At 65.7% G+C, this 26,269-nt stretch carries 28 protein-coding genes and 1 other RNA gene; 7 read left to right on the top strand and 22 right to left on the bottom strand.

Translation table 11 applies throughout. The features are described from left to right. Window positions 1-43: 43 nt before the first annotated feature. The 18 genes from DK874_RS06945 to rnpB all read right to left on the bottom strand — a co-directional run bounded on the left by DK874_RS06945 (window position 44) and on the right by rnpB (window position 16,001). Complete coding sequence (locus DK874_RS06945; RefSeq protein WP_114313302.1) at window positions 44-706, bottom strand: DUF4397 domain-containing protein; 663 nt, start codon at window positions 704-706, stop codon at window positions 44-46. A 144-nt stretch (window positions 707-850) separates the two neighbouring features. Then, complete coding sequence (locus tag DK874_RS06940) at window positions 851-1,351, bottom strand: crossover junction endodeoxyribonuclease RuvC (protein WP_114313301.1); 501 nt, start codon at window positions 1,349-1,351, stop codon at window positions 851-853. A 12-nt stretch (window positions 1,352-1,363) separates the two neighbouring features. Next, a complete protein-coding gene (gene ftsZ, locus DK874_RS06935) occupies window positions 1,364-2,419 on the bottom strand; it encodes a cell division protein FtsZ (RefSeq protein WP_114313300.1) in 1,056 nt (351 codons plus the stop codon). A gap of 26 nt (window positions 2,420-2,445) precedes the next feature. Continuing rightward, a complete protein-coding gene (ftsA, locus tag DK874_RS06930; protein ID WP_114313299.1) occupies window positions 2,446-3,690 on the bottom strand; it encodes a cell division protein FtsA in 1,245 nt (414 codons plus the stop codon). Beyond that, window positions 3,687-4,271, bottom strand: a complete 585-nt coding sequence (locus DK874_RS06925) for a cell division protein FtsQ/DivIB (RefSeq protein ID WP_114313298.1) — start codon at window positions 4,269-4,271, stop codon at window positions 3,687-3,689. The genes ftsA and DK874_RS06925 overlap by 4 nt, the downstream gene beginning before the upstream one ends. 42 nt (window positions 4,272-4,313) lie before the next feature. After that, window positions 4,314-5,111 carry a UDP-N-acetylmuramate dehydrogenase gene (locus tag DK874_RS06920; protein WP_114313297.1) on the bottom strand — a complete coding sequence of 266 codons (798 nt, stop codon included), beginning with the start codon at window positions 5,109-5,111 and terminating at the stop codon, window positions 4,314-4,316. Next, window positions 5,086-6,441, bottom strand: a complete 1,356-nt coding sequence (gene murC / locus DK874_RS06915) for a UDP-N-acetylmuramate--L-alanine ligase (protein ID WP_114313296.1) — start codon at window positions 6,439-6,441, stop codon at window positions 5,086-5,088. The genes DK874_RS06920 and murC overlap by 26 nt, the downstream gene beginning before the upstream one ends. Further along, window positions 6,438-7,457: a UDP-N-acetylglucosamine--N-acetylmuramyl-(pentapeptide) pyrophosphoryl-undecaprenol N-acetylglucosamine transferase gene (locus DK874_RS06910; RefSeq protein ID WP_114313295.1), complete on the bottom strand. Its 1,020-nt coding sequence runs from the start codon at window positions 7,455-7,457 to the stop codon at window positions 6,438-6,440. The genes murC and DK874_RS06910 overlap by 4 nt, the downstream gene beginning before the upstream one ends. Further along, window positions 7,445-8,503 carry an FtsW/RodA/SpoVE family cell cycle protein gene (locus DK874_RS06905; RefSeq protein ID WP_114313294.1) on the bottom strand — a complete coding sequence of 353 codons (1,059 nt, stop codon included), beginning with the start codon at window positions 8,501-8,503 and terminating at the stop codon, window positions 7,445-7,447. Before DK874_RS06905 ends, DK874_RS06910 begins: the two co-directional genes overlap by 13 nt. Further along, complete coding sequence (locus DK874_RS06900; RefSeq protein WP_114313293.1) at window positions 8,482-9,735, bottom strand: Mur ligase family protein; 1,254 nt, start codon at window positions 9,733-9,735, stop codon at window positions 8,482-8,484. The genes DK874_RS06905 and DK874_RS06900 overlap by 22 nt, the downstream gene beginning before the upstream one ends. Next, window positions 9,732-10,586, bottom strand: coding sequence for a phospho-N-acetylmuramoyl-pentapeptide-transferase (locus DK874_RS06895; RefSeq protein ID WP_114313292.1), 855 nt, complete (start codon window positions 10,584-10,586; stop codon window positions 9,732-9,734). Before DK874_RS06895 ends, DK874_RS06900 begins: the two co-directional genes overlap by 4 nt. Further along, window positions 10,577-11,284 carry a hypothetical protein gene (locus DK874_RS06890; protein ID WP_114313291.1) on the bottom strand — a complete coding sequence of 236 codons (708 nt, stop codon included), beginning with the start codon at window positions 11,282-11,284 and terminating at the stop codon, window positions 10,577-10,579. The genes DK874_RS06895 and DK874_RS06890 overlap by 10 nt, the downstream gene beginning before the upstream one ends. Next, window positions 11,272-12,558 carry a UDP-N-acetylmuramoyl-tripeptide--D-alanyl-D-alanine ligase gene (locus DK874_RS06885; RefSeq protein ID WP_114313290.1) on the bottom strand — a complete coding sequence of 429 codons (1,287 nt, stop codon included), beginning with the start codon at window positions 12,556-12,558 and terminating at the stop codon, window positions 11,272-11,274. Before DK874_RS06885 ends, DK874_RS06890 begins: the two co-directional genes overlap by 13 nt. A gap of 7 nt (window positions 12,559-12,565) precedes the next feature. Next, the gene (locus DK874_RS06880) at window positions 12,566-13,885 is read right to left on the bottom strand and encodes a peptidoglycan D,D-transpeptidase FtsI family protein (RefSeq protein ID WP_114313452.1); all 1,320 of its coding nucleotides are present in this window, start codon (window positions 13,883-13,885) and stop codon (window positions 12,566-12,568) included. Continuing rightward, window positions 13,882-14,145 carry a hypothetical protein gene (locus tag DK874_RS06875; RefSeq protein ID WP_114313289.1) on the bottom strand — a complete coding sequence of 88 codons (264 nt, stop codon included), beginning with the start codon at window positions 14,143-14,145 and terminating at the stop codon, window positions 13,882-13,884. The genes DK874_RS06880 and DK874_RS06875 overlap by 4 nt, the downstream gene beginning before the upstream one ends. Next, on the bottom strand, window positions 14,145-15,005 hold the full coding sequence (rsmH, locus tag DK874_RS06870; RefSeq protein ID WP_114313288.1) for a 16S rRNA (cytosine(1402)-N(4))-methyltransferase RsmH: 861 nt from the start codon (window positions 15,003-15,005) through the stop codon (window positions 14,145-14,147). The genes DK874_RS06875 and rsmH overlap by 1 nt, the downstream gene beginning before the upstream one ends. Window positions 15,006-15,011: 6 nt before the next feature. Beyond that, window positions 15,012-15,446, bottom strand: coding sequence for a division/cell wall cluster transcriptional repressor MraZ (gene mraZ / locus DK874_RS06865; RefSeq protein ID WP_114313287.1), 435 nt, complete (start codon window positions 15,444-15,446; stop codon window positions 15,012-15,014). 187 nt (window positions 15,447-15,633) lie between these two features. After that, an RNA gene (gene rnpB, locus DK874_RS06860) (RNase P RNA component class A) lies at window positions 15,634-16,001 on the bottom strand. 43 nt (window positions 16,002-16,044) lie between these two features. On the opposite strand from rnpB, the gene DK874_RS06855 reads away from it, so the two are divergent. The 3 genes from DK874_RS06855 (at window position 16,045) to DK874_RS06845 (ending at window position 17,415) form a co-directional block, all read left to right on the top strand. Continuing rightward, window positions 16,045-16,227, top strand: coding sequence for a hypothetical protein (locus tag DK874_RS06855; RefSeq protein WP_114313286.1), 183 nt, complete (start codon window positions 16,045-16,047; stop codon window positions 16,225-16,227). A 79-nt stretch (window positions 16,228-16,306) separates the two neighbouring features. Further along, window positions 16,307-16,522: a 50S ribosomal protein L31 gene (gene rpmE, locus DK874_RS06850; RefSeq protein WP_114313285.1), complete on the top strand. Its 216-nt coding sequence runs from the start codon at window positions 16,307-16,309 to the stop codon at window positions 16,520-16,522. Between the two features lie 314 nt (window positions 16,523-16,836). Further along, a complete protein-coding gene (locus tag DK874_RS06845; RefSeq protein WP_114313284.1) occupies window positions 16,837-17,415 on the top strand; it encodes a thymidine kinase in 579 nt (192 codons plus the stop codon). Here the strand turns inward: DK874_RS06845 and DK874_RS06840 are convergent. Further along, window positions 17,409-17,816, bottom strand: coding sequence for an Hsp20/alpha crystallin family protein (locus DK874_RS06840; RefSeq protein WP_114313283.1), 408 nt, complete (start codon window positions 17,814-17,816; stop codon window positions 17,409-17,411). The two genes, DK874_RS06845 and DK874_RS06840, sit on opposite strands and share 7 nt — an antisense overlap. 18 nt (window positions 17,817-17,834) lie before the next feature. On the opposite strand from DK874_RS06840, the gene miaA reads away from it, so the two are divergent. Genes miaA through DK874_RS06820 form a run of 4 tightly spaced genes read left to right on the top strand, consistent with a single transcriptional unit; the run spans window position 17,835 to window position 22,020 of the window. Next, on the top strand, window positions 17,835-18,743 hold the full coding sequence (gene miaA / locus DK874_RS06835) for a tRNA (adenosine(37)-N6)-dimethylallyltransferase MiaA (RefSeq protein ID WP_114313282.1): 909 nt from the start codon (window positions 17,835-17,837) through the stop codon (window positions 18,741-18,743). A 7-nt stretch (window positions 18,744-18,750) separates the two neighbouring features. Then, window positions 18,751-20,166 (top strand): Asp-tRNA(Asn)/Glu-tRNA(Gln) amidotransferase subunit GatA, encoded by a 1,416-nt coding sequence (gatA, locus tag DK874_RS06830; RefSeq protein ID WP_114313281.1) that lies wholly within the window; start codon window positions 18,751-18,753, stop codon window positions 20,164-20,166. Continuing rightward, window positions 20,166-20,909, top strand: a complete 744-nt coding sequence (locus DK874_RS06825; protein ID WP_114313280.1) for a 3'-5' exonuclease — start codon at window positions 20,166-20,168, stop codon at window positions 20,907-20,909. Before gatA ends, DK874_RS06825 begins: the two co-directional genes overlap by 1 nt. A gap of 1 nt (window position 20,910) precedes the next feature. Further along, entirely contained in the window at window positions 20,911-22,020 is a 1,110-nt protein-coding gene (locus DK874_RS06820; protein ID WP_114313279.1) for a hypothetical protein, read from the top strand. On the opposite strand, the gene csaB is transcribed toward DK874_RS06820, so the two are convergent. From csaB to DK874_RS06805, 3 genes are all read right to left on the bottom strand, one after another. Further along, window positions 21,995-22,987, bottom strand: coding sequence for a polysaccharide pyruvyl transferase CsaB (gene csaB, locus DK874_RS06815; RefSeq protein WP_114313278.1), 993 nt, complete (start codon window positions 22,985-22,987; stop codon window positions 21,995-21,997). The two genes, DK874_RS06820 and csaB, sit on opposite strands and share 26 nt — an antisense overlap. Further along, the gene (locus tag DK874_RS06810) at window positions 22,972-24,672 is read right to left on the bottom strand and encodes a DUF5693 family protein (RefSeq protein WP_114313277.1); all 1,701 of its coding nucleotides are present in this window, start codon (window positions 24,670-24,672) and stop codon (window positions 22,972-22,974) included. Before DK874_RS06810 ends, csaB begins: the two co-directional genes overlap by 16 nt. A gap of 173 nt (window positions 24,673-24,845) precedes the next feature. After that, window positions 24,846-25,976 (bottom strand): ABC transporter ATP-binding protein, encoded by a 1,131-nt coding sequence (locus DK874_RS06805; protein ID WP_114313276.1) that lies wholly within the window; start codon window positions 25,974-25,976, stop codon window positions 24,846-24,848. Window positions 25,977-26,269: the final 293 nt, after the last annotated feature.

Here is a 26,269-nt window from a genome sequence, read left to right as displayed (position 1 = left end):
AAAAGGCCCGCCCCCAAAAGAGGGGGCGGCGGCCATAACCTAGCTAGCGGTTCCCCCCAAGGGCGGCCACGTCCACCACCGGAACCACGGTGAGGGTGCCTGCCCCTACGCTACCCACGGCGAAGACGGTGTAGGTTTTCCCGCTTTCCAGGACGACCCCAGGGAGGGCCAAGGCCACGGTGTCGGTGCCGGCTACCCGGACCTCGAGGTCATAGCTGCCGGCGGCCACCACCAGGTACTGGCTGGCCCGGGGGAAGGGCAGGTTGGGGAAAAGGACGGGTCCTCCCTTGACCGCTACGTCCACCGCAGGGGCGTCAGGCGAGGTGTGAACCACCCGTACCCGGGCAAAGCCGGCCCGGGGGAAGAGACCGGCCAGGGCGTCGGTGTACACCTGGGGGCGGAGGTTGGCCAAGAAGCCCGTGGCCGCCACGGTGTAGTAGATGCCCTCCCGGAGGTCCAGCTCGGCGTCTATTACCACAGGGGCATCCTGTCCTGCGGGGACCACCTGGACCCGGACCCGGGCTGCGGGCAGGGGAAGGTAGGGGGTCACCTCTTTAAAGGCCAGGTTGGTGATGGCCCGCTGGCCGTTCACCAGCACATCCACCGCTGGGGCGTCTGGGGAGAGGTGGGCCACCCGCACCATAGCCCCCTGGGCCAAGCCCAGGCTACCTACCACTGCCGCCAACAACAAGAAAAACCTTTTCATGCTTTCACCTCGCCAGGCAGCTTAGTTCCTGGCGGCAAGGGTCAAGTGGGTCCAAGCTACAGAGGATTTGTTGTCTCGGGTGCACCTTGGCATCTCGGTGCCCGATATGATTCTCTGTTGCTATGATTCTTCGGATGTGGGGTATTAAAGGGATTTAGCGGCTCCCATCCTGGCGTAAAAGGCATGGGTTAAGGCGATGGCCAGGGCATCCGCCAGGTGGCTGGGTTTGGGGGCCTCCTTGAGGCCTAGGATGCCCCGCACCATCAGGGCCACCTCCTCCTTGCCCGCATGCCCATGTCCGGCCAGGGCCTGCTTCACCTGCATGGGGCCATAGGCGTAGACGGGAACCCCGGCCTCAAAGGCCGCCACCAACACCGCCCCCAAAGCCCAGCCCACCTTGTAGGCCAGCTCGTTTTGCCGGTAGAAGTACTGCTCCTCCACCGCCAAGGCTTGGGGGTGGAAGCGAAGGAGGGCCTCCTTTACCCGGGCGTGGATGCGCCCCACCCGTTCCTGGGGGGGTTCCTTATGGGAGGTCTTCACCACCTCCCCGTGGAGGAGACGGGCCTTGAGGCTTCCCTTGGGCTCCACCTCCACCACCCCCAGGCCCAGATGGGTGATGCCGGGGTCTATGCCCAAAACCACCATGCCCTAGGGGCCCTAGTTGCCCTTTCTGGGAGGGTAATCCGCGTCCCCGTAGCGGATAAAGGCGGGGATGTCAAAGTTGTAGGGGTCGGCGTGGCTGGGGAAGTCCACCGGCCTGAGGGGTTTGGGTACCACGGTGCTTTCGCCAAAGCCTGCGGCGATCAGGATCACCCTCAGCTCATCCTGGGCCCGTTCATCGTAGGTGACCCCGTAGAGGATGTCCACGTCCTCATGGCCCGTGGCCTCCCGCACCCGCTCCACCACCTCTGCGGCCTCCATAAGGGAGAGGTCCTCTGAGCCCACCACGTTGAGGAGGAGCCGCCTGGCTCCCTCGATGGAGCGCTCCAAAAGGGGGCTGTGGGTGGCGGTCTTGGCGGCCTCCTCCACCCGGTTTTCCCCCCGTCCCGCCCCAATGCCCATGAGCACCTGGCCCGCTCCCTCCAAAAGGGTTTTCACATCGGCGAAGTCCACGTTGATGAGGCCCGGGAGGTTGATGACGTCGGTGATGCCCTTGACCCCGTGGTAGAGCACCCGGTCGGCGATGAGGAAGGCATCCCTTAGGGTCACCTTTTTGTCCACGGCGGCGAGGAGGCGGTCGTTTTGCACCACCACCATGGCGTCCACCCGTTCCCTAAGGCGCCGGATACCCTCCTCGGCGGCTTTTAGGCGCTTGGGGCCCTCAAAGCTGAAGGGCCGGGTGACCACGGCCACGGTGAGGGCCCCAAGCCTTTTGGCGATATCCGCCACTACGGGGGCGCTTCCTGTTCCCGTTCCGCCCCCCATGCCCGCGGTGAGAAAGACCAGGTCAGCCCCGTCCAGGGCTTCGGCGATAAGGTCCTCGGCCTCGAGGGCCGCCTTCTCCCCGATCTCGGGATTGGCTCCAGCCCCAAGGCCCCGGGTGAGCTTCTCCCCCAGCTGGATGCGCACGTCCGCCAGGCTTCTGGCCAGCACCTGGGCGTCGGTGTTGGCGGCAATGAACTCCACCCCCACGAGCCCCGCCTCAATCATGCGGTTTACCGCATTGTTCCCCGCTCCCCCGAGACCGATGACCTTGATGATGGCTCCTTCCATCTCTGCCTCCTCTTCCCAAACCGAAATCAGAATAGGTTATTAAGAATCTCCTTGATCCGCGCCCAAAGGCCCTCACCCTTCGCCTTCTCCTCGCGCCTTTCCCTTCTTTCCCTGGCCCTTCGGGGCTCGGGTGCGGGCATGGGCAAGGTGGTGGCGTAGCGAACCAGGCCCACGGCGGTGGCATGGCCAGGGGTGGCCACCACGTCGGTAAGGCCGGAGACCCCATGGGGCTTGCCCACCCGTACGGGAAGGCTATACTGCTGCCTTGCCAGCAGGTCAAAGCCCTTAAGGAGAGCGCTACCTCCGGTGAGGATGACCCGATTCACCTTGATCTCCAAGGGCCCTAGGGCCTCGTCCACCGACTGGCGGGCCAGGTGCAGGATCTCCCGCAAACGGGGACGGATGATCCGGGCCAGTTCAGGAGCGGGTACCTCCCCCAAGGACCCACCTTCCTGATTGATCTCCAGGACCAACTCGGGATCCGCAAGCTCGGGTAGGGCGGCCCCGTACTTGCGCTTTACCCTTTCCGCCTCCTCAAAGGGGATCTTCAGGAGCTGGGCAATGTCCTGGGTCACGTGGTCCCCACCCAAGGGCAAAACGGAGGAGTGGGCCAGGCGGCCTTCGCGGAAGACGGCCACCTCGGTGGTGCCCCCGCCCACATCCAGGAGGAGGACGGTCATGTGCTCCTCCTCGGGGCCTAGCACCCCGAGGCCGCTGGCCAGGGGTTGGGCCACCAGGGCCTCGATCTCCAGCCCAGCATCCTCCACCGCCCGGCGCAGGTTGGCCAAGGGCCCCCGGCCTGCGGCCACCAGGTGGACATCCACCTCGAGGCGCACCCCCGCCATGCCCACGGGATCCCGGATCCCCTCCTGGCCGTCCACCTTGAACTCCAGGGGAAGGGCATGGAGGAGCTCCAGCTCGCTGTCAAAGGGGTAGGCCTTGGCCTGTTCAATGGCCCGCTCCACATCGGCCGTGCTGATGCTCTGGCCCCGGCGGATGGCGGCTAGGCCATGGCTGGTCACGCTTTTCAGGTGGGGGCCCCCCACCCCCAGGATGACCCGCTCCACCTTGACCCCCGCCACCCGCTCTGCCTGGTGCACGCTTTGGCGGATGGCCTCCGTGGTGCGCTCCAGGTTGACCACCACGCCCCGCTTCAAGCCCTGGGAGGGCACGGTGCCCTCGCCGATGATGTCCAAAACGCCATCGGGGGCCAGTTCCCCGATCACGGTGGTGACCTTGCTGGTGCCGACGTCCAATCCAGCGATAATCATGGGCTTTCACTCACCCCCCAAGAATACAGGTAAATCCTGCCCTTTGGTCCGCCCGCCTGGGCATACTCTACTAGAAGTTGAGCCTCTGGGGCAAAGGCCACGCCCTGCGGCGTTTCCACCCAAAACCCGGCGGGCGTGTAGCGCAGCCGGGTGGCCTCGGGGTAGGCGCGGGCCAGGGCCAGAAGGTCCTGGACGGGCAGGGGGCCTTGGCCCTCCACCCGGGGACCCTTGGCCAGGTGGGCCCCTCCGGGAAGCACCGTCCCGTCGGTGGCCAGGGCGTTGCCGTCCGCCAGGGGGAGGAGGGGTTCCCGCTCCCTCAGGACCAGGCGGACCTCCCCTATCCGGGGCTTCTCCAGCCGGGCTTCCGCCACCCAGGGGTCCTGACGGAGGGCCTCCAGGCGGCCATTCCCCACCCAAAGCCAGGGTTCGCCGGCATAGAGCCGGGTGCGGGCCAGAATCTCCTCTTTTTGGAGGTGGCGGTTGCCTTCCACCACCACCTTGTCCACGGGGAAGAGCACCAGGCTGGCCACGTAGAGGGTGGCGGCGAAAAGGGAGGCCAGCAAAAGTCTCATCCCACCCATCTTAATCCTCCCCTGTGAAAAAACGACTAAGCCTCATAAGCCTCAAGGCCATACCTCCCACTCCAGCTCCAGGGGCAGTTCCTCCTGGATGCGCTTAAGGAGATCCAGCACGTCCCTGGCGGTGGCTTGCCCGAGGTTAACGATAAAGTTTCCATGTTCTAGGGATACCATGGCGTCGCCCACCCTTAAGCCCTTGAGCCCCCTCTCGTCGATGAGCCGGCCCGCGGAGTGGCCCGGTGGGTTTTTAAAGGCGCAGCCGGCGCTTTTGCGCTTGGGTTGGCCTTTTCTGGCGGCGTCCACCTCGGCCATGCGCCGCCTTATCTCCTCCAAGGGGCGGTCCTTGAGCCTCAGGCGCACCCGGGTCACGATGCCTCCCTGAGGAAGGCGGCTTTGCCGGTAGCCGAAGCCCAGCTCCTCGGGGAGATAGATGTGGAAGCGGCCCTCGTGGTAGATCTCCACCGCTTCCAGAGCCTCCGCCATCTCCCCGAACCGGGTCCCCGCATTCATCTTGACCGCACCCCCCACCTGGGCGGGGATGCCCAGGAGGCCCTCCAGGCCGGAAAGCCCTTGGCGGGCCGCCTCCTGCACCAAGAGGGGAAGGAGGACCCCCGCCCCCACCCAGCCCTTTAGGTCGTAGGTGGCAAACTCCCCAGCGAGGCGGATGACCCTTTCCGGGACCCCTTCGTCCATTACCAGCAGATTGGAGCCATTGCCTAGAATCCGGTAAGGGGCTTCCGTGGCCTTTAGGAGGTCCTCGCGGGTCTCCACGGTCCAAAGCTCCGCGGGTCCCCCGATGCCCAGGGTGGTGTAATCCTTAAGAAGAACCCGTTCCACCCTCATGCGCAAGCCTCCAGGCCAGCTCCGTCACATCCCCTGCCCCCAAGGTAAGCCAAAGGTCCTTTGGGGTGGCGCTGGCTTTGGCGTAGGCCAGGGCCTCCTCCTTTTCCAAGAAGCGGGCTTCCTTTCCCAAAAGGTGGAGGTGCTGGACGATCCTTTGGGCAAGTTCCTCGGGGGAGAGGCCCACCCTTTCCCCGGCGGTGTACACGGGAAGCACCACCACCTCCTCCGCCAGGGCCAGGGCCTCGGCGAAGTCCTGCCAAAGCTCCAGGGTGCGAAGAAGGCGGTGGGGTTGGAAGAGGACCCGCACCCGCCGGCCCAAAAGCCTGGCCGCTTCCAAGGTGGCCCGTACCTCCGTGGGATGGTGGGCATAGTCGTCCACCACCCAGGCTCCCCCCACCTCGCCCACCTTTTGGAAGCGCCGTTCCACCCCCGGAAAGCGGGCCAGGCCCTCGAGGATGGCCCCCGGTTCCACCCCGAAGGCCAAGGCGGCCAAGGCGGCGGCCAGGGCATTGTTCACGTTGTGCTGGCCGGGAACCTGCAGGCGGGCTTCCCCCAAGGCCTCTCCCCGGTAGACCAAGAGGAAGTGGCTCCCCTTGGGGCCAAGCTCCAGCCCCTCGGCCCAAAGATCCCCTCCTTCCCCGAAAAGCCTTCGGGGAAGCCCCTGGGAAAGCCGGCGTAGCCTGGGGTCAAAACTGGGAAGGACGGCCAGGCGGGCCCCCTCCAGATAGCCCCGCATGGCCTTCTCCAACTCCTCCAGGCTTGCGTGGTAGTTGGGGGCCCTTTGCCCGGCGGGGGCGATGTGGTCCGCCTCCAGGTTGGTGGCCACCGCGATATCCACCCGCACCTCCTGGAAAAGGGGGTCGGACTCGTCCACCTCCGCCAGGCGGGGGCCATGGCCATATCGGGCGTTTCCGGGAAGGAGGGAAAGCTCACCCCCAAGGAGCACCCAGGGGTCCAGCCCCGCAGCCAGGAGGATGCTGGCCAGCATCCCCGTGGTGGTGGTCTTGCCGTGGGTGCCGGTGACGCCCAAGGAGGGTTTTTGCCCAAGGAGATGGGCCAGAAGTTCCATCCTGCGCAACACCCCCATCCCCCTGCGCCGGGCCTCGGCCACCTCCGGATGGTCCAGGGGAATGGGGGTGGGGACCACCAGGGTATCCTCCCCCTGGAGGTGGGCAGGATCATGGCCCCTATGGACCGGGATCCCCAGGCTCTCCGCCCGCCGGCCGGGAGCCAGGTCGCACCCGGTTACCTCTATGCCTTCCCCCAGCAAGAGGCGGGCTAAGGCGCTCATGCCCACCCCCTCGAGGCCCATGATGTGTACCCGCTTCATAGGAACTCCTCCAACCAATCCGCCAGCCTAGCCGCCGCGCCCTCAGGGGAAAGCCGGGCCATGCCCTCCCGGTAGGGTTCGGGGTGGGCCAGGATCCTTTCCACCTGCTTGCCCAGCTCGGCCAGCTCCCCAAGCTCCGCCCCCCCTGCCTTCTGGTAGGCTTGGGCGTTGGCCACCTGGGCACCCCCGTCCAGGCTGGGGGAAAGGGGAAAGAGCAAGGCGGGCAGTCGGTGGTAAGCGGCCTCCGCCAGGGTGCCCGCCCCGGCCCGGGCGAGGAGGAGGTCGGCGGCGCTCATGGCCAGGGGAGCGTCCACGAAACCCGCGATCCGATAGCCCTCTGCTTCCAGGTGCCGGTAGCGCTCCACCCAGCGCTCGCCCACCTGGTGGAGCACGGGAAGGCCCAGGGGTTTCAAGAGGGGCGGAAGTTTTTCGTTGAGTTCCAGGCTCCCTTGGCTTCCCCCCAGGACCAGGAGGAGGGGTTGGTCCTGGGGAAAGCCTAGCCGGGCCCTGGCCTCGGCCTTGGGGTAGCGCACCTCCCGCACGGGGTAGCCCGTGACCCGGGCCTTGTGGGCCAGCCTCGAGTCCAGGGGCACGGGCACGGATAGGGCCAGCCCCCGGGCCAGGGGCGTAAGGAGGCGGATGGCCAGACCCAGCTTGGCGTTTTGCTCGTGAAGGAGGACGGGAATTCCCCTGATTTCCCCCACCATGGCCCCGGGAAACCCCGCGTACCCCCCCGTGGAGAGGATGGCTTGGGGTTTCTTCTCGCCCAAAAGCCGCCAGGAGGCCCTGAGGCCTTGGAGGAGTTTCCCGGCTTCCTGGGCGCGAAGGGCGCTGCGGTCCAGCTTGCCTGTGGGGATTAGGGCGTGGGGGATGGGGGTTTCGGGGAGGAGGCGGGCCTCGAGGCCCCCTTGGCTTCCCAGGTAGAAGACCTCCCGGCCCCGTTTCCGGAGCTCCTCCGCCACCGCCAAGGCGGGGAAAAGGTGTCCCCCGGTCCCACCCCCGGTCAGGAGGACCACGGCTGCACCCCCTTCCTTTGCGCTTCCCGGGCCAAGCGCATCAAAACGCCCACGGCGAAGCCGGAAACCAAAAGGGAGCTTCCCCCATACGACACCAGGGGCAGAGGAACGCCCGTGACCGGCAGAAAGCCCACGGTAACCCCGATGTTGAGGGCAGCCTGCAGGGTGAGGTAGAGGGTAAGGCCCAGGGCCACCAACCCCAAGGGTCCGGGGAGCCTAAGGGCCAGGGAAAGGCCCCGGGCGAAGAGGAGGAAGTAAAGCAAGAGGACCATGAGCCCTCCCAGCCAGCCGGTGGTGAAGACCACGCTGGCGAAGACCATGTCGTTGTGGGCCTCGGGCAGGTGGGGCAGGTTGCCCGAGGGACCCTGGCCAAAGGGGCCGGCCAGGACCAAGGCCTTCTGGGCCTGGAGGACCTGGTAGGCGGTCTGGGCGGGATTGGCTTCTCCCTGAAGATAATCCAGGAAGCTGGTGAAGCGTTCGGAGACGTAGCGAAAGCGGGCTAGGTAAACCCCAGAAAAGGGGGCCAGGGCCAGGGCCCCTGCCAGGCTTACCATGATGAGCCGCCGCCAGGGCACCCCCGCCAGGACGAAGAGGAGGGTCCCCAAGGTGACCAGGAAAAGGGCGGTGGCAAAATCGGGTTCCACCAACACCAGGCCTGCGGTGAGGCCCACCAGGGCTGCGGCCCCCACGATGGGGTAGTCGTTTCCCTTCCGCCCCACAAAGGAGGCCAGGTAGAAGACCAGGGCCACCTTGGCCAGTTCCGAGGGCTGGAGGTTCAAAGGCCCCAGGTCCAGCCAGCGCCGCACCCCGCCCGGCCCGTTGCCCACGAAAAGGACCAGGAGGAGAAGGCCCAAGGTGGCCAGGAGGATGAGGCGGGCGTGGCGAAGGAGCCTTTCGGGGGGTAGGAGAAGGCCCAGGAACAGGGCGGCAAGGGCCACGGCGATGCGCAGAAGATGGTTCAGGAGAAGGCCAGGCTCGGCAACCCCCACGCCCAGGAGGCCGAAGGCCATAAGGAGAAGGGTGCTCAGGAGGAGGATGGGGTCCATGGCTCACCTCCCAGAGCATAGACGGCCTCCCGGAAAGCCTGGGCGCGGTCCTTGTAGTCCTTGAACTGGTCAAAGCTGGCCGCTAAGGGGGCTAGGAGAACGCTCCCTTTGTCCAGGCGCTTGAGGGCTTCCGCCACCGCCTGTTCCATAGCCTTGCGGCCATCCGCCTCGAGGATGGCCACCACCTCCACCCCGTCCCCCAAGGCTTGCGCCATCTTAGGACCATCCCGGCCGATGGCCAGCACCACCCGTACCCGGGAAAGCAGGGGGCGCAAGGGGCCAAGGTCCGCCCCCTTGTCCTCCCCCCCCAGGATCCAGGCAATGGGCGGGGGGGCGGCTTCCAGGGCAGCCTGGACGGCGGGGGTGCGGGTGGCGATGGAGTCATCGATAAAGACCACCTCCCCTTTGCGGGCGAAGGCCTGGAAGCGGTGGGGAGGGGAGGGAAGGGTCCTTAGGCTAGCCTCCAGGGCCTCCTCGTCCACGGGCTTTCCCAGTAGCTCCAGGTAGGCCCGGGTGGCGGTGAGGGCCGCTTGCAGGTTGGTTTCCCGGGGGTTTCCCCTGGGCTGGAAAGGATAGGGCCGGGCAGGAGAAGCCTCGGCTGCCTGGCGTATGCGGGGGTCTTCCTGGTTGTATACCAAGGCGTCCTCTTGGGTCAGGTTCTTGAGGAGGTTGAGCTTGGCCCGGTGGTAGGCTTCCAGGCTCCCGTGCCGGTCCAGGTGGTCCACCCCCAGGTTGAGGAGGACCGCCACCCGGGGGCGAAAGGCATGGATCCTTTCCAGTTGGAAACTGGAAAGCTCGGCCACCGCCACCTCGGCTTCGTCCACCACGCTCACCAGGGGGGGGTCCACGTTGCCGCCCTCGAGGGCCTTCAGCCCTTGCCCCCTTAGGAGGTGGGCGGTGAAAAGCGTGGTGGAGGTTTTTCCGGCGGTGCCGGTGATGCCCAGGATGGGGGTAGGGGAAAGGCGGTAGGCCAGCTCCGCCTCCCCCAGGATCCGGGCTTTGCGTTCTCCCAAGGCCCTCAGCCGGGGATGGGAAAGGGGTACCCCGGGGGCGGCCACCACCTCGCGGTAATCCCCTGCCAACTCCCAGTCGGGGGTGAAACCCAAGGCCATGGCCTCTTGGACCTCCTCTGCCTTTGGGTGGTCGTCGTAAAAGCGGGCGGAAAGGCCCCGTCTTTTCAGGAAACGCAGCACCCCAAGCCCGCTTCGCCCAAGGCCAAAGACCAGGATCATGCCCCACCTCCCACGAAGGCCAAGGCGGTGGCCAAGGCGGTGAGGATGGCGAAGCGGAAGACGATCTTGGCCTCCTCCCAGCCGGATAGCTCCAGGTGGTGGTGCAGGGGGCTCATGCGCAGAAGCCGCCTTCCCGTCTTGCGAAAGTAGAGGACCTGGATCACCACCGAGAGCACCTCCAGCACGGGGACGATGGCCGCCAAGGGCAGGAGCCAAAGCTTGCCCGTGAGGGCGAAGAGCCCCGCCACCATCCCCCCCAGGGCCTGGCTTCCCGTGTCCCCCATGAAGACCTTGGCCCTTGGGGCGTTGTGCCAGAGGAAGCCCAAGAGGCTCCCCAGGAGGGTTTGGGCGAAAGGATAGGGGTAGAAGGGAAGGAGGAGGAGGGCGGTGACGCTGGCCAAGAGCCCGTCCAGGCCATCGGTGAAGTTGAAGGCGTTGGCTGCACCCACCACGGCCAGGAGGATGAGGAGCACGTCCAGGATGGGCCAAGGGGTGTAGGCCACCTGCCGCACCGCCCAAAGGGCGAAGACCAGGGCCATGAGGCTTTGGAAGGCCAGCTTTTCCCGCGCCCTTAGGGGGCGGGCCAGGCTTCCCCCTAGGTCGTCCAGCAGTCCGAGAAGGGCGAAGCCCAAACCCAAAAGCCAAAGGCCAAAGAACCCATCCCTTCCCAGAAGCCAGTAGGCCAGAAAGGCGGCCAGGAGGAAGGCTACCCCTCCCATGCTGGGGGTACCCTCCTTGGCCAGGTGAGTCTTTGGACCATCGGCACGCACCTTTTTGCCCAGGTCCAGGCTTCTCATGAATACAATCCAAGCTGCCGTGAAGAACCAGGAGAGGAGGAGGGCTAGGGCCATACCACCTCCTTGCAGGAGGCCGTCCGCATGCCGGGGACCAGGTAGAGGGTTTCCTCCCAGGCGGCGACATCTTGGGCTTCCGCCACCGGTTTCGCCCCCTCGGGCCGTACCACATAGACCCGGTTTCCCATGAGGGCCACCACCCCGCAGCTGCCCGCCTGAGCCTTACGAGCAGGATGGGGGAGGGGAAGCCTTTGCCCGTCAGGATAGAAGTAGGCTTCCTCTCCCAGGGCCACCACCCGTTTCTCCCAGACCACCACTTGCTGGAAGGCGCCTTGCCTGAGGAGCTCCCCTTCCCGAAAGAGGCCGCTTTTTCCCACCCAGAAGAGCCCTTCTTGCGTCCAGACCCCATCCCTTGCGGGATAGGGAAGGAGGTTTCCCTCCGCATACACCGCTTCCCCCAGACCCACTACCCCCTTCCCCCCCGAGGCCCTGAGAAACTGGGGGACGCCGGGCAGGGGTAGGCTTTCCCACTGGCCATCCCGGTAGACGAGAAGCTGGTAGGGGTAGGCGGCATAGAGGCTAGAGGCATCGGCATCCAGGAAGAGGGGAGGTCCCGGCAGGGCCACCTGGAACCGGCCCGTGACCAGCCCTCCTTGGACAAACCCTCCTGGGTACGGCAACACCGGGGGTGGGGCCTGCAAGGGGGCACAGGCGGGAAGCAGGGTTAGGGGAAGCAAGGCCGTCAACCTTCCCATAGTTCCAAAAGCCTTTCCAAGCCCACACCTCTTGAGGCCTTCAGATAGACCAGGTCGCCGGGCTGTACCCTCTCCTTGAGCCACCGAAGGGCCTCCTCCAGGGTTCCCACCGCCTCGCCGCCCAGGGCCGCCTGGGCCTTGGCGAAGCTTCCCACGTAAAGGGGGCTAAGGCCAAGCCGCGAGGCTTCCTCGGCCACTTCCAGGTGGAGCTTCAGGGCTTGTTCACCCAGCTCCAGCATCTCCCCCAGCACCGCCCACTTGCGCCCGGGCTGGGCGGCAAGCCAGGCCAGCCCCGCCCGCACCGACAGGGGGTTGGCGTTGTAGGCGTCGTTCAAAAACACCACCCCCTCCTTCTCCCGCCGCTCCATCCGTCCAGGGGGGAGGACCAGGTGGGCAAGGCGCTCGGCCACCTCCTTCGTATCCTGGCCCAGGACCTCCGCCACCCCCAAGGCAGCCAAGGCGGCCAGGGCCGGGCCTATGCCGGGATAGGGCACCCGCACCTCCCAGGGGCCGTAGCGGAAGCGGCTTTCCGTGGGGAAAAGCCGCAGGTCCTTTCCCCGGAAGGTGGCCTCGCCAAAGCCGTAAGTGGGTAGGCCCTGGTCCAGGCCAAAGCGGCCCAAAACCTCAGCCGCTTGCAGGCTCACCAGGGCCTGGGGAGCGGAGAGGAGGCCTGCTTCCTCCCGCACCACCCCCTCGAGGCTGCCAAAGGCCAGAAGGTGTTCCTCCCCTAAGGCGGTAAGCACCGCAAGGTGTGGCTTGGCTAGGCCCATGAGCTCGGCCATTTCCCCCACCCGGTCCACCCCCAGCTCCACCACGCACCCGGGGGCCTTTGGGTCAAGCCCCAGGAAAAAACGGGCCAGGGGAGGGGCCGTGTTCTGGTTTCCCTGGGGCGCAGGGAGGCCGAGGGCCTGGGCGATGGCCTCCTTGGTGGTGGTTTTACCGGAGCTTCCCCCCACGGCCACCACCGTTCCCGGAAAGAGGTCCCGCAACCTTTCCCCGAGGGCCAAAAGGGCCTGGTGGGTGTCCTTTACCTCCACCGTGGCGGGTCCGGGTTGGTCGGAGAGGACCAGGTGGGCTCCTTTGGCTAGGGCCTCGCCCACAAAGATCCGGCCGTGGGTGTGCCTTCCCGGCAGGGCCACAAAAAGGCTTCCCGGTTGGACCTCCCGGCTGTCCCAACGGAGGTCGTGGACGGGTTTTCCGCCGGGGTGAAGCCTTCCCTTTGTGGCCCGGGCCACCCACTCCGGCGTTATTTCCCTAACATGATGTACATACACAGGCTACTCACCGCCCTTCAGCATAGGGGGGTACGCCGCGGTATGCCAAGAGTCCGGCGGCCACCTCCCGGAAGATGGGGGCCGCCACCTGGCTGCCGTGGACCTCCCCCTTGGGGTAGTGGACGGCCACCACCACGGTGTACAGGGGCTGGTCGCCAGGTACGAATCCGGCAAACCAGGCGGTAAAGACCTCACGGGAATAGCGGCCGTTCACCACCACCTGGGCCGTGCCGGTTTTACCCGCCAGGGGATAACCGGCAAGCTGGGCCCGGGGCGCAAGCCCCTCCTGTAGGGCCTGGCGGATGGCCCGAGCCGTGGCCTGGGAGAAGACCTGTTCGGACCGCGCTTCCTGGTGGGTAAAGAGCCGGGGGGAGCGGTAGGTGCCATCAACCAAGGCGTTAAAGGCGGCTGCCAGGTGCAAGGGGGTTACCAGGAAACCCTGGCCGAAGGTGTGGTTGGCGTAGGTGGCGCGGCTCCAGGTGTTAGGGGGGTTAACCACCGGAGCGGCCACCCTTACCCCGGGGAGGGGGGAGGGATCGGTGAAGTGGAGCTTCTCCATATACCGGTAGAACACCTGCTTGGGCAGGGCCTCGGCCAGCAGGCTGATCCCCACGTTGGAGGAGTAACGGAGCACCTCGGCCAAGGTGAGGACCGGGGGATGAGGGACGACGTCCCGGATGGTCCATCCGTTCACCACCCGGTGCATGGGGGCCTCCACTCGGGTGGTGAGGCTGGCTGCTCCTTCCTCCAGCAGCATGGCGGCGGTAAGGGCCTTCATGGTGGAGCCCACCTCCAGGGGTACCAGGAAGGCGTGGTTTCGCCAGGAGACGTCCTTTGCCGGGTCCTTCCTGGGCGCTAAGGGGTCAAAGGCTGGCCCGTTGGCCACGGCCTGGAGATCGCCGCTTCGGTCCATCACCAGCAGGGTGCCATAGGCCCCCCGGCTTCGCGCTAACCCTTCCCATAGCGCCCTTTCCGCCATGGCCTGGATCCAGGGGTCCAGGGTGAGGGTGAAGGAGCGGCCCACCTCGAGGGCCGCGTTTAAGTCCCGCTCCAGCCCCTCCAAGCCCCGGCCCGAGCCCCGCTCCCCAAAGCCCAAAAGCTGGCTGGCGCTTGTCCCCAAGGGGTAGTAGCGCCCCTCCTTTAGGCTGAGGGCCAGGGGGGTACCGTCCTGGGCGTAGAGGGTACCCCTGAGCCCAGGGGCTGGCGGTGGAGGCGTGAGGATCCTGGGGGGATGGGTTACCAGGCCGTAGAGCCCTAGGGCGAAAAGCACCAGCCAAAGGGCCAAGCCTAAAAAGACCCAGGATACGCGGCCTAGGCCTAGGGTCACCGTACCCACCTCCCCGCGCTCATGGGCAGGAATCCCTCTTTCCTAGCCCAGGAGAGCACCCGGTGAGGCTGGTTAGCTTGCCACCTTTCCTTGAGCAGGGCTTCCTCCTGGCTGGCCAATTCGGACATCTCCTTCTCCATCTTGGCCAGGTGGGCTTTTTCCAGCTGGTTGCGGTGGCCCAGGGCGAAGACCAAAAGGAGGGCCAGGAGGTACAGGAGGCCGAAGCGTAGGGCGGTGGCTGGGCTTCCCTGGCGGCGCATCAGGCCACCTCCTTTTCCGCGGCCCTGAGCTTGGCGCTGCGGGACCGGGGGTTTCCGGCTATCTCTTCGGGGCTCGGGGTAATGGGCTTCTTGGTGAGGACCTTCAGGTGGCTTTCCTTCAGGAAGCGCTTTACCAGACGGTCTTCCAAGGAGTGGAAGGTGATGACCACCAGCCGTCCCCCAGGGGCCAGGACCTCCTCAGCTTGCCTGAGGAATTCCTCCAGCGCGCCCAGTTCGTCGTTCACGTACATGCGAATGGCTTGGAAGGTCTTACGGGCGGGGTGGCCCGCCTTACGGAAACCCACCGCCTGCCGCACCACCTCGGCCAGCTCCAAGGTGGTGCGGATGGGGGTTTTTCGCCTTCTTTCCACGATGGCTTTGGCGATGGGGTAAGCCTGCTTCTCCTCCCCCAGGTCCCGCAAGATGCGGTGGAGGTCTTCCAAGGGCAGGGTGTTCACCACCTCGTAGGCGGTGGGGCCTTCCTCCCCCATGCGCATGTCCAGGGGGCCTTCCTTCTGGTAGCTGAAGCCCCGCTTGGGATCTTCCAGGTGGAAGCTGCTTACCCCCAGATCCGCCAGGATGCCCGCCACCTGGCCCACCTCGGCCTCCTCGAGGACCTCCTTTAGATGGCGGAAGTTGCGCTGAAAGACCCTAAGCCCAGGAAGGTTCAGGGTCCTTGCCCGGGCCACGGCCTCGGGATCCTGGTCCAGGCCGATGACCAGGCCCCCCCGCTCCAGGATGCCCTTGGCGTGCCCGGCTCCCCCCAAGGTGGCGTCCACGTAAACTTCTCCGGGGCGAATCCGAAGCCAATAGAGAGCCTCTTCGTACAGAACGGGAATGTGCTGGGGAATGGCGTTCATAATCTCCTATCCAATAAGTCCTCGTAAGGCCTCGGGGGCCGGTGGGTTTTGCATGATCTCCTCTATGGTCTTCCACCAACGCTCCTGGCTCCAAATCTCCAGCCTCCCCGGGGCTCCGGCGATCACCACCTCACCCCCTTCCTGCAGGCCGGCAAACTGGCGGAGGGGAGGGGGGATCAGGACCCGGGAGGCATTGTCCATGCGGGTCTTGTAGGCTCCGGAGTAGAAGAAGCGCACGAAGGCCCGGGCCTGGGCGTCGGTGAGGGGAAGGTTGACCAGCTGCTCCTCGATCTTCCGCCAGCGATCGGAGGGGAAGACATAGAGGCACCCCTCCATCCCCCGGGTGAGCACCAGGCCGTCCTCGAGGAAATCCCGGAAGGGGCCGGGGATCACCACCCGCCCCTTGTCGTCCAGGCTGTACTGGTACTCGCCGAAGGGCATTTCCCACCTGGTCCCACCCTCTGGGGCTGTTGGGGGTTGGGATTACCCAAAAGGCCCCTACCCACAAGAGGGTTTTCGTTAGGGAGTATAGCATAGACCTCCCACAGTTTTCCACCATCTCCCACTTCCGCCCCACTCATGTCCCACTCTTGCCACCAGAAAAAAACCCCAAGCCGAAGCTTGGGGAGCCCCAGGACAGGGCGTAAGCCGGGTTCTGTTTTCGGCGGTCATCTCTCTGGGACCGGCGTCGCCGCCGGCCTCAAGCGGCCCATCCCAGGGGTTCTGGCGGGCCGGGCAAGCCCTTCCCCTCTACTGGGCCTTGCACCGGGTGGGGTTTGCCGTGCCGCCCCTGTTGCCAGGAGGCGCGGTGGGCTCTTACCCCACCGTTTCACCCTTGCCCGCACCAGGCCTAGCCTGGCCGCTGGCGGTCTTTTCTCTGTGGCACTTTCCGTCGGGTTACCCCGCCCAGCCGTTAGCTGGCACCCTGCCCTATGGTGCCCGGACTTTCCTCACCCGGGAGGTTCGGCTCCCGGGCGCGACCGCCCCCCTATCCTGGGGCATCCTCCATTCTAGCCCGGTTTTGGGGTAAAGTGAAGGGGTGCGCACTTCCTGGTATTGGCCCTTGGTGCTCCTTCTTTTGGCCTTGGTGGGGCTTGGGGTTTTGGGGGTGCTCTGGCTTCTTATGGCGCTGGCCGTGGGCCTCGGGGCGGCTTGGGTGGCCTGGGAGCGCCTCCGCCGAAGGCTCTTCGGCCCCAGGTGGCGGCGTCTGCCCCCGCCTTAGGCTTGCGGCAAGCCAGGGCAAGGGTTAAACTAAAAGGCGGTTTTGCGCACGGCCAAGACCGTGCGAAAGGAGGCGAAACGTGAAGGAAGGCATCCACCCCAAGCTGGTTCCCGCCCGCATCATCTGCGGTTGCGGCAACGTCATTCACACCTACTCCACCCGGCCCGAGATCCACGTGGAGGTTTGCAGCCACTGCCATCCCTTCTACACGGGGCAGCAACGCTTTGTGGACACGGAAGGCCGCGTGGAGCGCTTCCAGCGCCGTTACGGGGATTCCTACCGCAAGGGGCGCTGAGGCTACTCCTAAGTTGGGGAAACACGAGGCCCTTCGGGGCCTCGTTTCCTCTTCCCTAAAAGCTTCAGGATTTCCTTGCTTGGTTCTCCCTGGCGTACCTCCAGGGGAGGCTGGGCCAGGGGTCCTAATGGCCCCCAATCCCTTTGGGGGGAGCAGACGGTCTATACATCGGGCAACTGCCCGCCTCCCAGGGCCTGGGCCGGGGCCAAGGTGGCCTTCTTTTGCCTGCCCTAGAGGCGCTGGGGGACACCTTGACCTGAGGTTCAGGGGCGTAGCCTGGGGTTACCCTATCCCCGGGTAAAATCCGGGGCAGGATGCCGCCGGTATTGCACCGCCAAGGTTGGATCGAGGTTATAGCCGGGCCCATGTTCTCCGGCAAGAGCGAGGAGCTCATCCGCCGGGTCAAGCGGGCCCTTATCGCCCGGCAGCGGGTTTTGGTGTTCAAGCCCAGGCTGGATACCCGCTACCACGAAAGCCAAGTGGTGAGCCACGACGGCCAGCGGGTGGAGGCCATCCCCGTGGGCGAGGCCAGGGAAATAGAGGCGTACCTATCCCCCTTGCCCCAGGTGGTGGCCGTGGACGAGGTGCAGTTCCTGGATGCCGGCCTTTTGCCCTTGGCGGAGGGGCTGGCCCGGCAGGGGGTGCGGGTGATCCTGGCGGGGCTGGACCTGGACTTCCGTGGGGAACCCTTTGGCCTCATGCCGGAGCTTCTGGCCCGGGCGGAGTTCGTGGAGAAGCTCACCGCCATCTGCGCCCAGTGCGGAGCCCCCGCCACCCGCACCCAGCGCTTGGTGGACGGAAAGCCTGCCCGCTACACGGACCCCATCATCCTGGTGGGGGCCAAGGAGCACTACGAGCCCCGGTGCCGGGCCTGCCACCAGGTTCGTTACTGAGAGAGGGGTAGGGGAGCCCCTTTGCGTTTCTTGAACCGCACCTCCAACACCCCCTGACGGAGGCTGGCCTGGGCCGTGCCCTCCTCCACGGGGCCGGGTAAGTCCAGGGTGCGGCGGAAGGTGCCCATGGGTCTTTCTTCCAGCAAATAGACCCCGGGCAGGGGGTGGCGGATGCCCGCCAGGGTGATGCGGCTTCCCTCCTCCAGAAGCTCCAGGTCCTCAGGGCGCACGCCGGGCAGGTCCACCAACAGGATATAGTGCTCCTCGTCCTCCAGGAGGTCCACCCTGGGGGTCCAGGCGGCGGGTTCCTCCCCGGTGAGCTGGTAGGCCAGCTGGGCGATGCGGTCTTGCAGCTCCTTTAGCTTACGCAGGGTTTCCAGGCGGTCTGGGCGCTCCAGCATGCCCTTAGCATAAGGGATGTGGAGACGATCCCCGTCCTGGCGGGTCCCACGGGAAGCGGAAAGACCCTCCTGGCGTTGAAACTGGGGGAGGAGCTTCCCCTCGAGGTGGTATCCGCCGACGCCACCATGGTCTATCGGGGTCTGGATATCGGCACGGACAAGCCCACCCTGGAGGAGAGGCGGAGGGTGCCCCACCACCTGGTGGACATCCTGGATCCCTCGGAGGCCCTGAGCGTGGTGCGGTGGGTGGAGCTGGCGGAAACGGCCATCGCCGATATCCTGGCCCGGGGAGGCATCCCTTTGGTGGTGGGGGGGACGGGGTACTACATCCGGGCCCTTTCCCAGGGGCTTCCCACCCTGCCGCCACCGGATCCTGAGGTGCAGGAAGCCCTTTGGCGGGAGCTTGCGGAAAGGGGTCTGGAGGCCTTGGTGGCCGAGCTTGCTCGGGTTAGCCCGGAGGATGCCCTGCGGGTGGATAAAAACCCCAGGCGGCTGGTGCGGGCCTTGGAGGTGGTGAGGCGCACGGGAATCCCCCCTGCCCGCTTTCCCCCTCGCCCGCCCCGGTTTGCCTACAGGAAGCTGGTCCTCTGGCCTGAGCGCGGTTGGCTCTTCCCCAAGCTGGAGGAAAGGGCCAAGCGCCAGTTCGCCCGGGGCTTGGTGGAGGAGGTAAAGGCCCTTTTGCAGCGGTACCCCACCATGCCTACCGCCCTGCAGGCCATTGGCTACAAGGAGGTGGTGGGGTACCTGAGGGGGGAGTACAGTCTAGAGGAAGCCCTGGCCCGGGATATCCAGGCGGTGAAGGCCTACGCCAAAAGGCAGTACACCTGGTTCCGGCACGAGCCGGGCCACGTCACCTACTTGCCGAGGGGTGGGGAGGAGGCCTACCTGGGGTTTCGCGACTGGCTTAACCTTCACTTCCGGCTATAGTAGGGGCATGTTGGCCCACGAGATCCGCGCCAAGGTGGCGCAAGGGGAGGTATCCCCCCTGGAGGTGGCCCGGGTTTACCTGGAGCGGATCCGCTCCTTGGACCCAGGACTGGGAGCGTTCCTTACCGTAAACGAGGGGGTAGTGGAGGAGGCCCGTACCCTGGACCCAAGCCTTCCCCTTGCCGGGCTTCCCGTGGCCGTCAAGGACAACATCGTCACCAAGGGGATGCGAACCACTGCGGGAAGCCGGCTTTTGGAGGGTTTTCTACCCCCTTATGAGGCCACGGCGGTGGCCCGGTTAAAGGCCCTTGGCGCACTGGTCATAGGCAAGACCAACCTGGATGAGTTCGGAATGGGTTCCTCCACCGAGCACTCCGCCTTCTTCCCCAGCAGGAATCCCTTTGACCCTACCCGGGTGCCCGGCGGGTCCAGCGGGGGGAGTGCGGTGGCGGTGGCGGCGGATCTGGCCCCTTTGGCCCTGGGCTCGGACACGGGGGGAAGCGTGCGTCAGCCCGCGGCCTTTTGTGGGATTTACGGCCTGAAACCCACCTACGGCCGGGTAAGCCGCTATGGCCTCATCGCCTACGCCTCCAGCCTGGACCAGATCGGTCCCATGGCCCGCTCGGTGCAGGACCTGGCCCTCCTCATGGACGCCATCTCCGGCCCGGATCCTTTGGACGCCACCAGCCTGGACCTTAAGCCCCGGTTCCAGGAGGCTCTGGAAGCGCCCCTGCCCCCTCTAAGGCTTGGGGTGGTCCGGGAGGGGCTTTCCGGGAACAGCCCCGGGGTGGAGGGAGCTTTGGAGGAGGCCTTGGCGGTTTTCCAGGATCTTGGGTTTTCCGTCAAGGAGGTTTCCTGGCCCTCCCTGCCCCTGGCCCTCAACGCCTACTACATCCTGGCTCCCGCAGAGGCCAGCTCCAACCTGGCCCGCTACGACGGGACCCTTTACGGTTTCCGGGCTGAGGGGGAGGAGCTTTGGCGGGTGGTGGAGGAAACCCGGGCCCGGTTTGGCCTCGAGGTTAAACGCCGCATTCTGGTGGGCACCTTCGTGCTCTCCAGTGGCTACTACGAGGCCTATTACGGCCGGGCCCAGGCCTTCCGCAGGCGGCTTAAGGCGGAGGCCCAGGCCCTTTTCCAAGAGGTGGACCTCCTCCTTCTTCCCACTACCCCCCACCCGGCCTTTCCCTTGGGGGGGAGGCCCGATCCCCTGGCCATGTACCGGGAGGACCTCTACACCGTGGGGGCAAACCTCACGGGCCTTCCCGCCTTGTCCTTCCCCGCGGGTTTTGAGGATGGCCTTCCCCTGGGCCTCCAGCTTTTCGCCCCCCGGGGTAGGGATGAGCTCCTCCTGCAGGTGGCCCTGGCTTTTGAAAGGGCTACGGACCGGGCTTTCCTTCGTACCCCTTTAGGCGAGGCTTTCTAGTGGATGCCTTCTTCCGCCACCGCCTGGCTACCCGCCTGGCGCGAAGGCTTCGGGCCGAGGGCAGGCCCTTGCCCCTTCCCGTCCTGGGGGAGGCCCTGGGCCTCAGGGGGCCAGTGGAGCCGGTGGTGCGGCCCCTTTTGGACGGGCGTTTCCTCTTGGGGGAGGAGGTGGGGCTTTGGGAATGGCACTACCCTTTTCCCCATCCCAAGGAGGCGGTGGTGGTCCTGGACCTGGAGACCACGGGGCTTTCCCCTGGCCTCAACGAGGTGATCGAGCTGGGCCTGGTGCGGCTGGAAGGGGGAGAGCGGAGGAGCTTTCAGAGCCTGGTACGCCCAAGCCGCCCTCCCAGCCCCTTTATTGAGAAGCTTACCGGGATTCGCGCCTTTGAGCTGGAAGGGGCCCCTTCCCTCGAGGAGGTGTTGCAGCAGGCTTACCCCCTTTTGCAAGGGGCCACCTTGGTGATCCAGAACGCCAGCTTTGACCTGGGATTCTTGCGGCCCGCCTTGGAGGGCATGGGCTATGCCCTGGAGAACCCGGTGGTGGACACCATCCGCCTGGCCAAAAGGGCCATGCCCGGTCTCAAGCGCTACGGCCTGGACGCTCTTTCCCAAGTCTTGGAGCTTCCTCCTAGGGAAGCCCACCGGGCCATGGGGGATGTGGAGCGCACCCTTGCCGTGGCCTATGAGGTGTATTATATGCTCACTGCAGGGATTCCCCGTCCCTTGGTGGACCTCGGGAGGTGATATGACCGCACGGTATGTGTTGACCAGCACCTGTATTCAAACGGGCACCATGGCCTTAACCGTTTCCCTCCGTCAGCACCTCCTTGGCAAGGAGCGGGTGCGCTTCGTGGACGAGGATGGGGAGGTGTACGAGGGGGAGGTGGATTGGAAACAGGGGGTGGTGCGGGGGCTTTTGCCCTACTATCAGAAACGCCGCCTGGCGGTGAACGAAACCATCCTCCTCCACTTCCGCGGGGAGGAGGTGGAACTTAAGGCCGCTCCCAGGGGCCTGCCCCGGCTGGGACAGGCGGAGTCCAGGGAAGCGGCCCCACCCGAGAAGCGGGAAGCCAGGCCGGCCAGTTCCGGGAAGGACCCCAAGGAGATGGGGGATCCCAAGCCGGAAAAAAGGCGGGTGCGGGTTACTCCCTATCCCAGAGAGGTTCTTTTCCCCAACGAGCCGCAAAGGGCCTTGGAGCCCCCAGGGGTTACCGAGGAGTTAAGGCGGCTGGGCTTCCTCCTGGAGGGAGGCCCGCCTTGGGTGTACAAAGCCCCCTTGGGGCGCCGTGAGGTGCGTTTGGTCCTGCTGCGTTCAGGGGAAGGGGAGCCAGCCCTGCTTAAATCCTTCCGACAGCAAGGGGCTTACGTGGCCATCCTGGCCCCGGAGTCCCAAAAGGAGGGGGTGCCGGAAGGGGTAGGATACCTTTCCCCGGAGGCGGTGAGCCGCCTGGTGCGCCTCAAGGCCCGCTTTCCCCTTTCCCCTTTGGACCTGGAGGATCTGCTAAGGGAAGGGTTCGTGGACCTCGAGGCGGTGGAGTCCCTGGAGGACCGGCTGGTGGCGGAGCTTTCCGAGCGCGGGGCCTTCGCCGCCTTCCTCCTTTTGCTCTCCCGCAGGTCCATGGGGGAGGTGTTTTTGCTGGCGGACTTGGAGGCGGAAGCCCTGGAGGAGGGCCTTATCCCCGAGGTGGTGCGCCAGGGGGTGGAGGTGCTTTCCCAGCCCCCCTTTCTCCTGCTCAAGCGCCTCTCCCCAGGGGAGTTCCTGCTCAGACAGGGGGTGGAGGAAGCGCTTTCCGACCTCCAGGCTTTCGCCGAGGGGTTGAAGGGCCGGCTCAGCCGCGCCCGTGGGGTTTTTTGACGGGGCTGGCCTCGCCCAAGGCCAGGTCAAAGCTTTGCCGGGCCCTCTCCTTTAGGGCGGCCACCTTTTCCCAGTCGGGGTAGCGGCCATACATGGCGGCCTTGGAAAGCTTAATGGGATCACCCGGAAGCTCCTGGTAGTAGGCCCCGGTTTCCTTGGCGAAGGCGGCCACCTTGGGGTCGTAGGAAAGGGCAGCGAAGGGGGTGCCCGCGGCTGCCGCCAGGATAAGGCCGTGCAGGCGCATGGAGATCACGTACCCCGCCTGGGCGGCCAGGTAAAGGACCCGCCTGGGGTCCGAGGTGGCCTCGATTCGGTGCGGGTAGAACACCTTGCCTGCCTCGTCGTCGTAGCCGGGCTGGAGAAGTAGGACCAGCACCCTTTTCCCCTCGTGGAATAGATGGTTGGCGGTGATGTAGAGGTTTCTTAGGGCCTCAGGGTTCACCCCGGCTCGGGGAATCACGAGGACCAGGTCCTCCTCCCGCTTTACCGGGGGTGGGGTAAGGAGGAGGGCGGGGTCGGCACCCAGGGTGGGGGATAGGCCCAGGCGCTTCGCGTATTCAAAGGAATCCTGGTCGCGAAGGATCAGGGATACCCCTCTTAGGGCCCGCACCACCTGCTTTTCTCCCCAAGGGGAAAGGGGGCCTAGGGACTGGTTGAAGACCACCACCTTCTTGCGGAAAAAACGCGCGGCCCGGAGCACGGACAGGTAGTAGAGAAGGCTTAGCGAGCTGGTGGCGTCCTGCAAAAGCCCGCCCCCGCCCAAAAGCCAGAGGTTCGCCTGGAGGAGGGCTAGGGGATTGAGCCTGTGGGCGGCCCGGATGCCGTGCTCCTTGGCGGTCTGCTTGGGGTCGCCGGAAAGGGCCAGGACCTGGTGCCCCCGAGCCTTAAGCTCCCGGGCGATGGCCTCGAGGATGGCCTCGTCCCCCGCGTTCTTGAACCCATAGTACCCCGCTACCCCAACCACCATGCCCGAAGCCTCCTTACCAGCATAACCCCGAGGAGCCCTAGGAGGAGGCCCAAGAGAGCCCCGTTCATCACCCGGAAGGAGGAAATGGGAAGGGGGGTGTGGAAGTGGCTGAAGGTGTTCAGGATGGAGGCCACCCCCAGGGCGGCCAGGAAGAGGAGGCCGTTTTGCACCCACCTGGGCCAGGGAAGGAGGAGGGCCAGGGGGAAAAGGGCGTGGCCGAAGACCTCCTTGAAGCGGGGGCGCACCATGACATCCTGGAGCAGGCTTCTCAGCTTGAGCTCCAGCTCGGGAACTATGGGGGCATCATTGCCCCGGCGCAGAAGGGCCAGGGCCAGGAGAAGGAGGGCAAGCCCCGCCAAGGCCACCTCTCCCAGGCGCAAGGGGTGGAGGAAAAGGCGGGTGAGGGCGCCTTTAAAATCCCTTTCCAGGAAAGTTAGGGCTACCAGGAGGGGGGGCACCAGAAGGGTGAGGGAAACCCCCTTAAAGGCCTGAAGTCCCATGACCGTGGCCGAGGTGGAGCCCAAGGCGGAAAGGAAGATGGCCCCGGCCAGGGCGTAACCCAGGGTACGGAGCCACATCCAAAGCCCGTTCCTGGGGCCGAGAAACCCCAGCACGGGGAAGACCAAGGCGGCGAGAAGGGCCCCCGCTTGGCTCCCCGCATAGCCCAGGGCCAGGAGAAGGAGAAGGAAGGCCACCCACGGCCCGTAGATGGGTAACCCCAGGGCCAGGAGGCCTAGCCCCGAGGCTACCCCCACCCAGGCGGCATGGCGAAGGGGGCTTGGGGTGAATCCACGGACCCGGGGCTGGCCCAGGGGGATGTGGCTGGCCTCGAGGCCCTCCCGGATCCGCTTGAGGAAACGCTCCGTGTCCTGGCGGTAGGGGTAGGGCCGAAGGTAGAGGAGCTGGTGGCCCCGTTCCCGGGCGGCCAGCACGTACTTGTCCGCGGCCTCCTCGGGGGTTAGGGTGAGCTGCCACTCGTATCGGAGGCTGAAAAGCCTAAGGATGCCCTTTTCCCAGTAGGCGCTAAGCCCCGGCTGGGGAGTCCCCTCGATGAGGGCCACGGGAACCGGGACCAGGTTCTTGGCCTCCTCCAGGCGGTGGGGATAGCCCAGGGCCTCGAGGCCCGCGAAGACCACCGCATCCGCCTGCGGGGGAACGATGGGCAAGGAGGGGTCCAGGCGCCGGTAGCGCTGGTTGATGGGGCGCACCACCACAAAGAAGCCTGCCTCCTTGGCGGCCCGGATCTCCTCCAGGGGATAAAAGGCGGGGAAGGCCTGGACATCCAAGGGGAATCCCAGCCAAGGGCCAAGCCGCTCGGCAGGCAGGTCATAGGCTGTGGCCAGATGGCTTACGAGCCAGGGCTCCCCCTTGAGGTAGAACCAGCCGGGTTTAGCGGGAAGGCCTGCCTCCAAAAGCTCTCTCCCACCCCGGTAGAGGAGTGCCCCTTGGCCCACCCAGTCCTTTACAAAACGCTCCGGGAAGGCCACACCCTCGATTCCCAAGGCCCGGTAAGCCGCGAGCACCTCCCGAAGACTTTTCCCTTGGCTTCGGGCTTCTTCCCGCACGGCCTCCGCATCCACCACCAGCACCACGGGGCCGGGGCGCTCGGCCTGGAGCCGGGGTTTTAGGGCCAGGAGGGAGGGGATGAGGGCCAGCAGGACGAGGGCATTGAGGAGGGGTTTCATAGATCCTCCAGGGATCTTTGGTGGGCCCAGGCCTGGATCAGGGAGCAAGCCAAGGTGGTTCTGCTGCTGGTGTTTCCGTTGGTAATGCCTCCAATAAAGGGCTTATCCCGTCGGCTCACCCTTCCATGATAAAGGGCGGGGAGGGTTTCTCCCCACCCCCTTCCTTCCCAGAACTAGCGGGCCACGGTAGCCTTTTCCTGGGCGTGGCCAATGGTCCCGTCGCTTTCCACGTCAAAGGCGTGGAGGCGGGAGGTGTCGGCGAGAAGCTCCACCCGATCCCCAGGTTTCACCGGGGCGTGGCCGTCCACCTTGGCCACCAACACCGTGCCGTCCACGCTCACGTGGATCTCTGTTTCCGCACCCAGGGGCTCGGCCACCTCCACCTCGCCCCGGATGACGTTTTCCTCTTCGGGTATCACCGTGTAGCCCTTCAGGCCCAGGTGCTCGGGGCGGATGCCCATCCAAACCTCCTTGCCCCCGTAGGGCCTTAGAGCCTGGGCCAGGACGGGATTGGCCCGGACCCGGAAGCCCGGGGCCGCCAGATACACCCTCTCCCCTTGCACCTCCACCCCAGCCCGGATGAAGTTCATGGAGGGGCTGCCGATGAAACCCGCCACGAAGCGGTTGGCGGGGAAGTCATAGAGGTTTAAGGGGGTGTCCACCTGCTGGATCTCCCCGTCCTTCATGACCACGATGCGGTGGCCCAGGGTCATGGCCTCCACCTGGTCGTGGGTCACGTAGACGGTGGTGACCCCAAGCCGCCTTTGCAGCTTGGCGATCTCCGCCCGCATCTCCACCCGGAGCTTGGCGTCCAGGTTGGAGAGGGGTTCATCCATGAGGAAGACCTTGGGCTCCCGCACGATGGCCCGGCCCATGGCCACCCGCTGCCGCTGGCCGCCGGAAAGCTCCCGGGGCTTGCGGTTTAGGAGGTGCTCGATCTTGAGGATGCGGGCCGCCTCCTTCACCCGGCGGTCGATCTCGTCCTTGGGGTAGCGCCTTAGGCGCAGACCGAAGGCCATGTTCTCGTAGACGTTCATGTGGGGGTAAAGGGCGTAGTTTTGGAAGACCATGGCGATATCCCGGTCCTTGGGAGGCACGTCGTTCACCAGGCGGTCGCCGATGTAGATGCGGCCCTCGGAGACCTCCTCGAGGCCGGCGATCATGCGCAAGGTGGTGGTCTTGCCGCAGCCCGAAGGCCCCACAAAGACCACGAACTCCCCGTCTTCGGTTTCCAGGTTGAAGTCCTTCACCGCCACCACCTTGCCGAAGCGCTTCCAAACGTGCTCCAGCCTAACCTTAGCCATGCTTTACCTCCTAGGCCCCGCGCTTTGAGCCCGCAAGGTAGCCCTTCGGGCTGACCTTGGCCCATCGGGGGTCCTCGGGCATTCTACACCACCCCAGGAGCCGTGTACGGACCCTGGGGGAGATCCAGCATCTTTTTACAGAACTTTCACAGGCGGGTGTATACTGTAAGCTGGTCCACGAGCTTGGACCGGTGAGATTCTCTGATTCCTTCGTTTGCTACTTGACACCACGGACCTGCGACCTCTAGACTATACGCCCATCTTGTGTTAGCATAGGGGCAAAGGAGGAAAAA

Origin of the sequence: Thermus caldifontis (assembly GCF_003336745.1) — a bacterium.
Lineage (GTDB): Bacteria > Deinococcota > Deinococci > Deinococcales > Thermaceae > Thermus > Thermus caldifontis.
The sequence above is the reverse complement of the archived record's forward strand: the minus strand, read 5'-3'. Positions and strand labels throughout refer to the sequence as shown.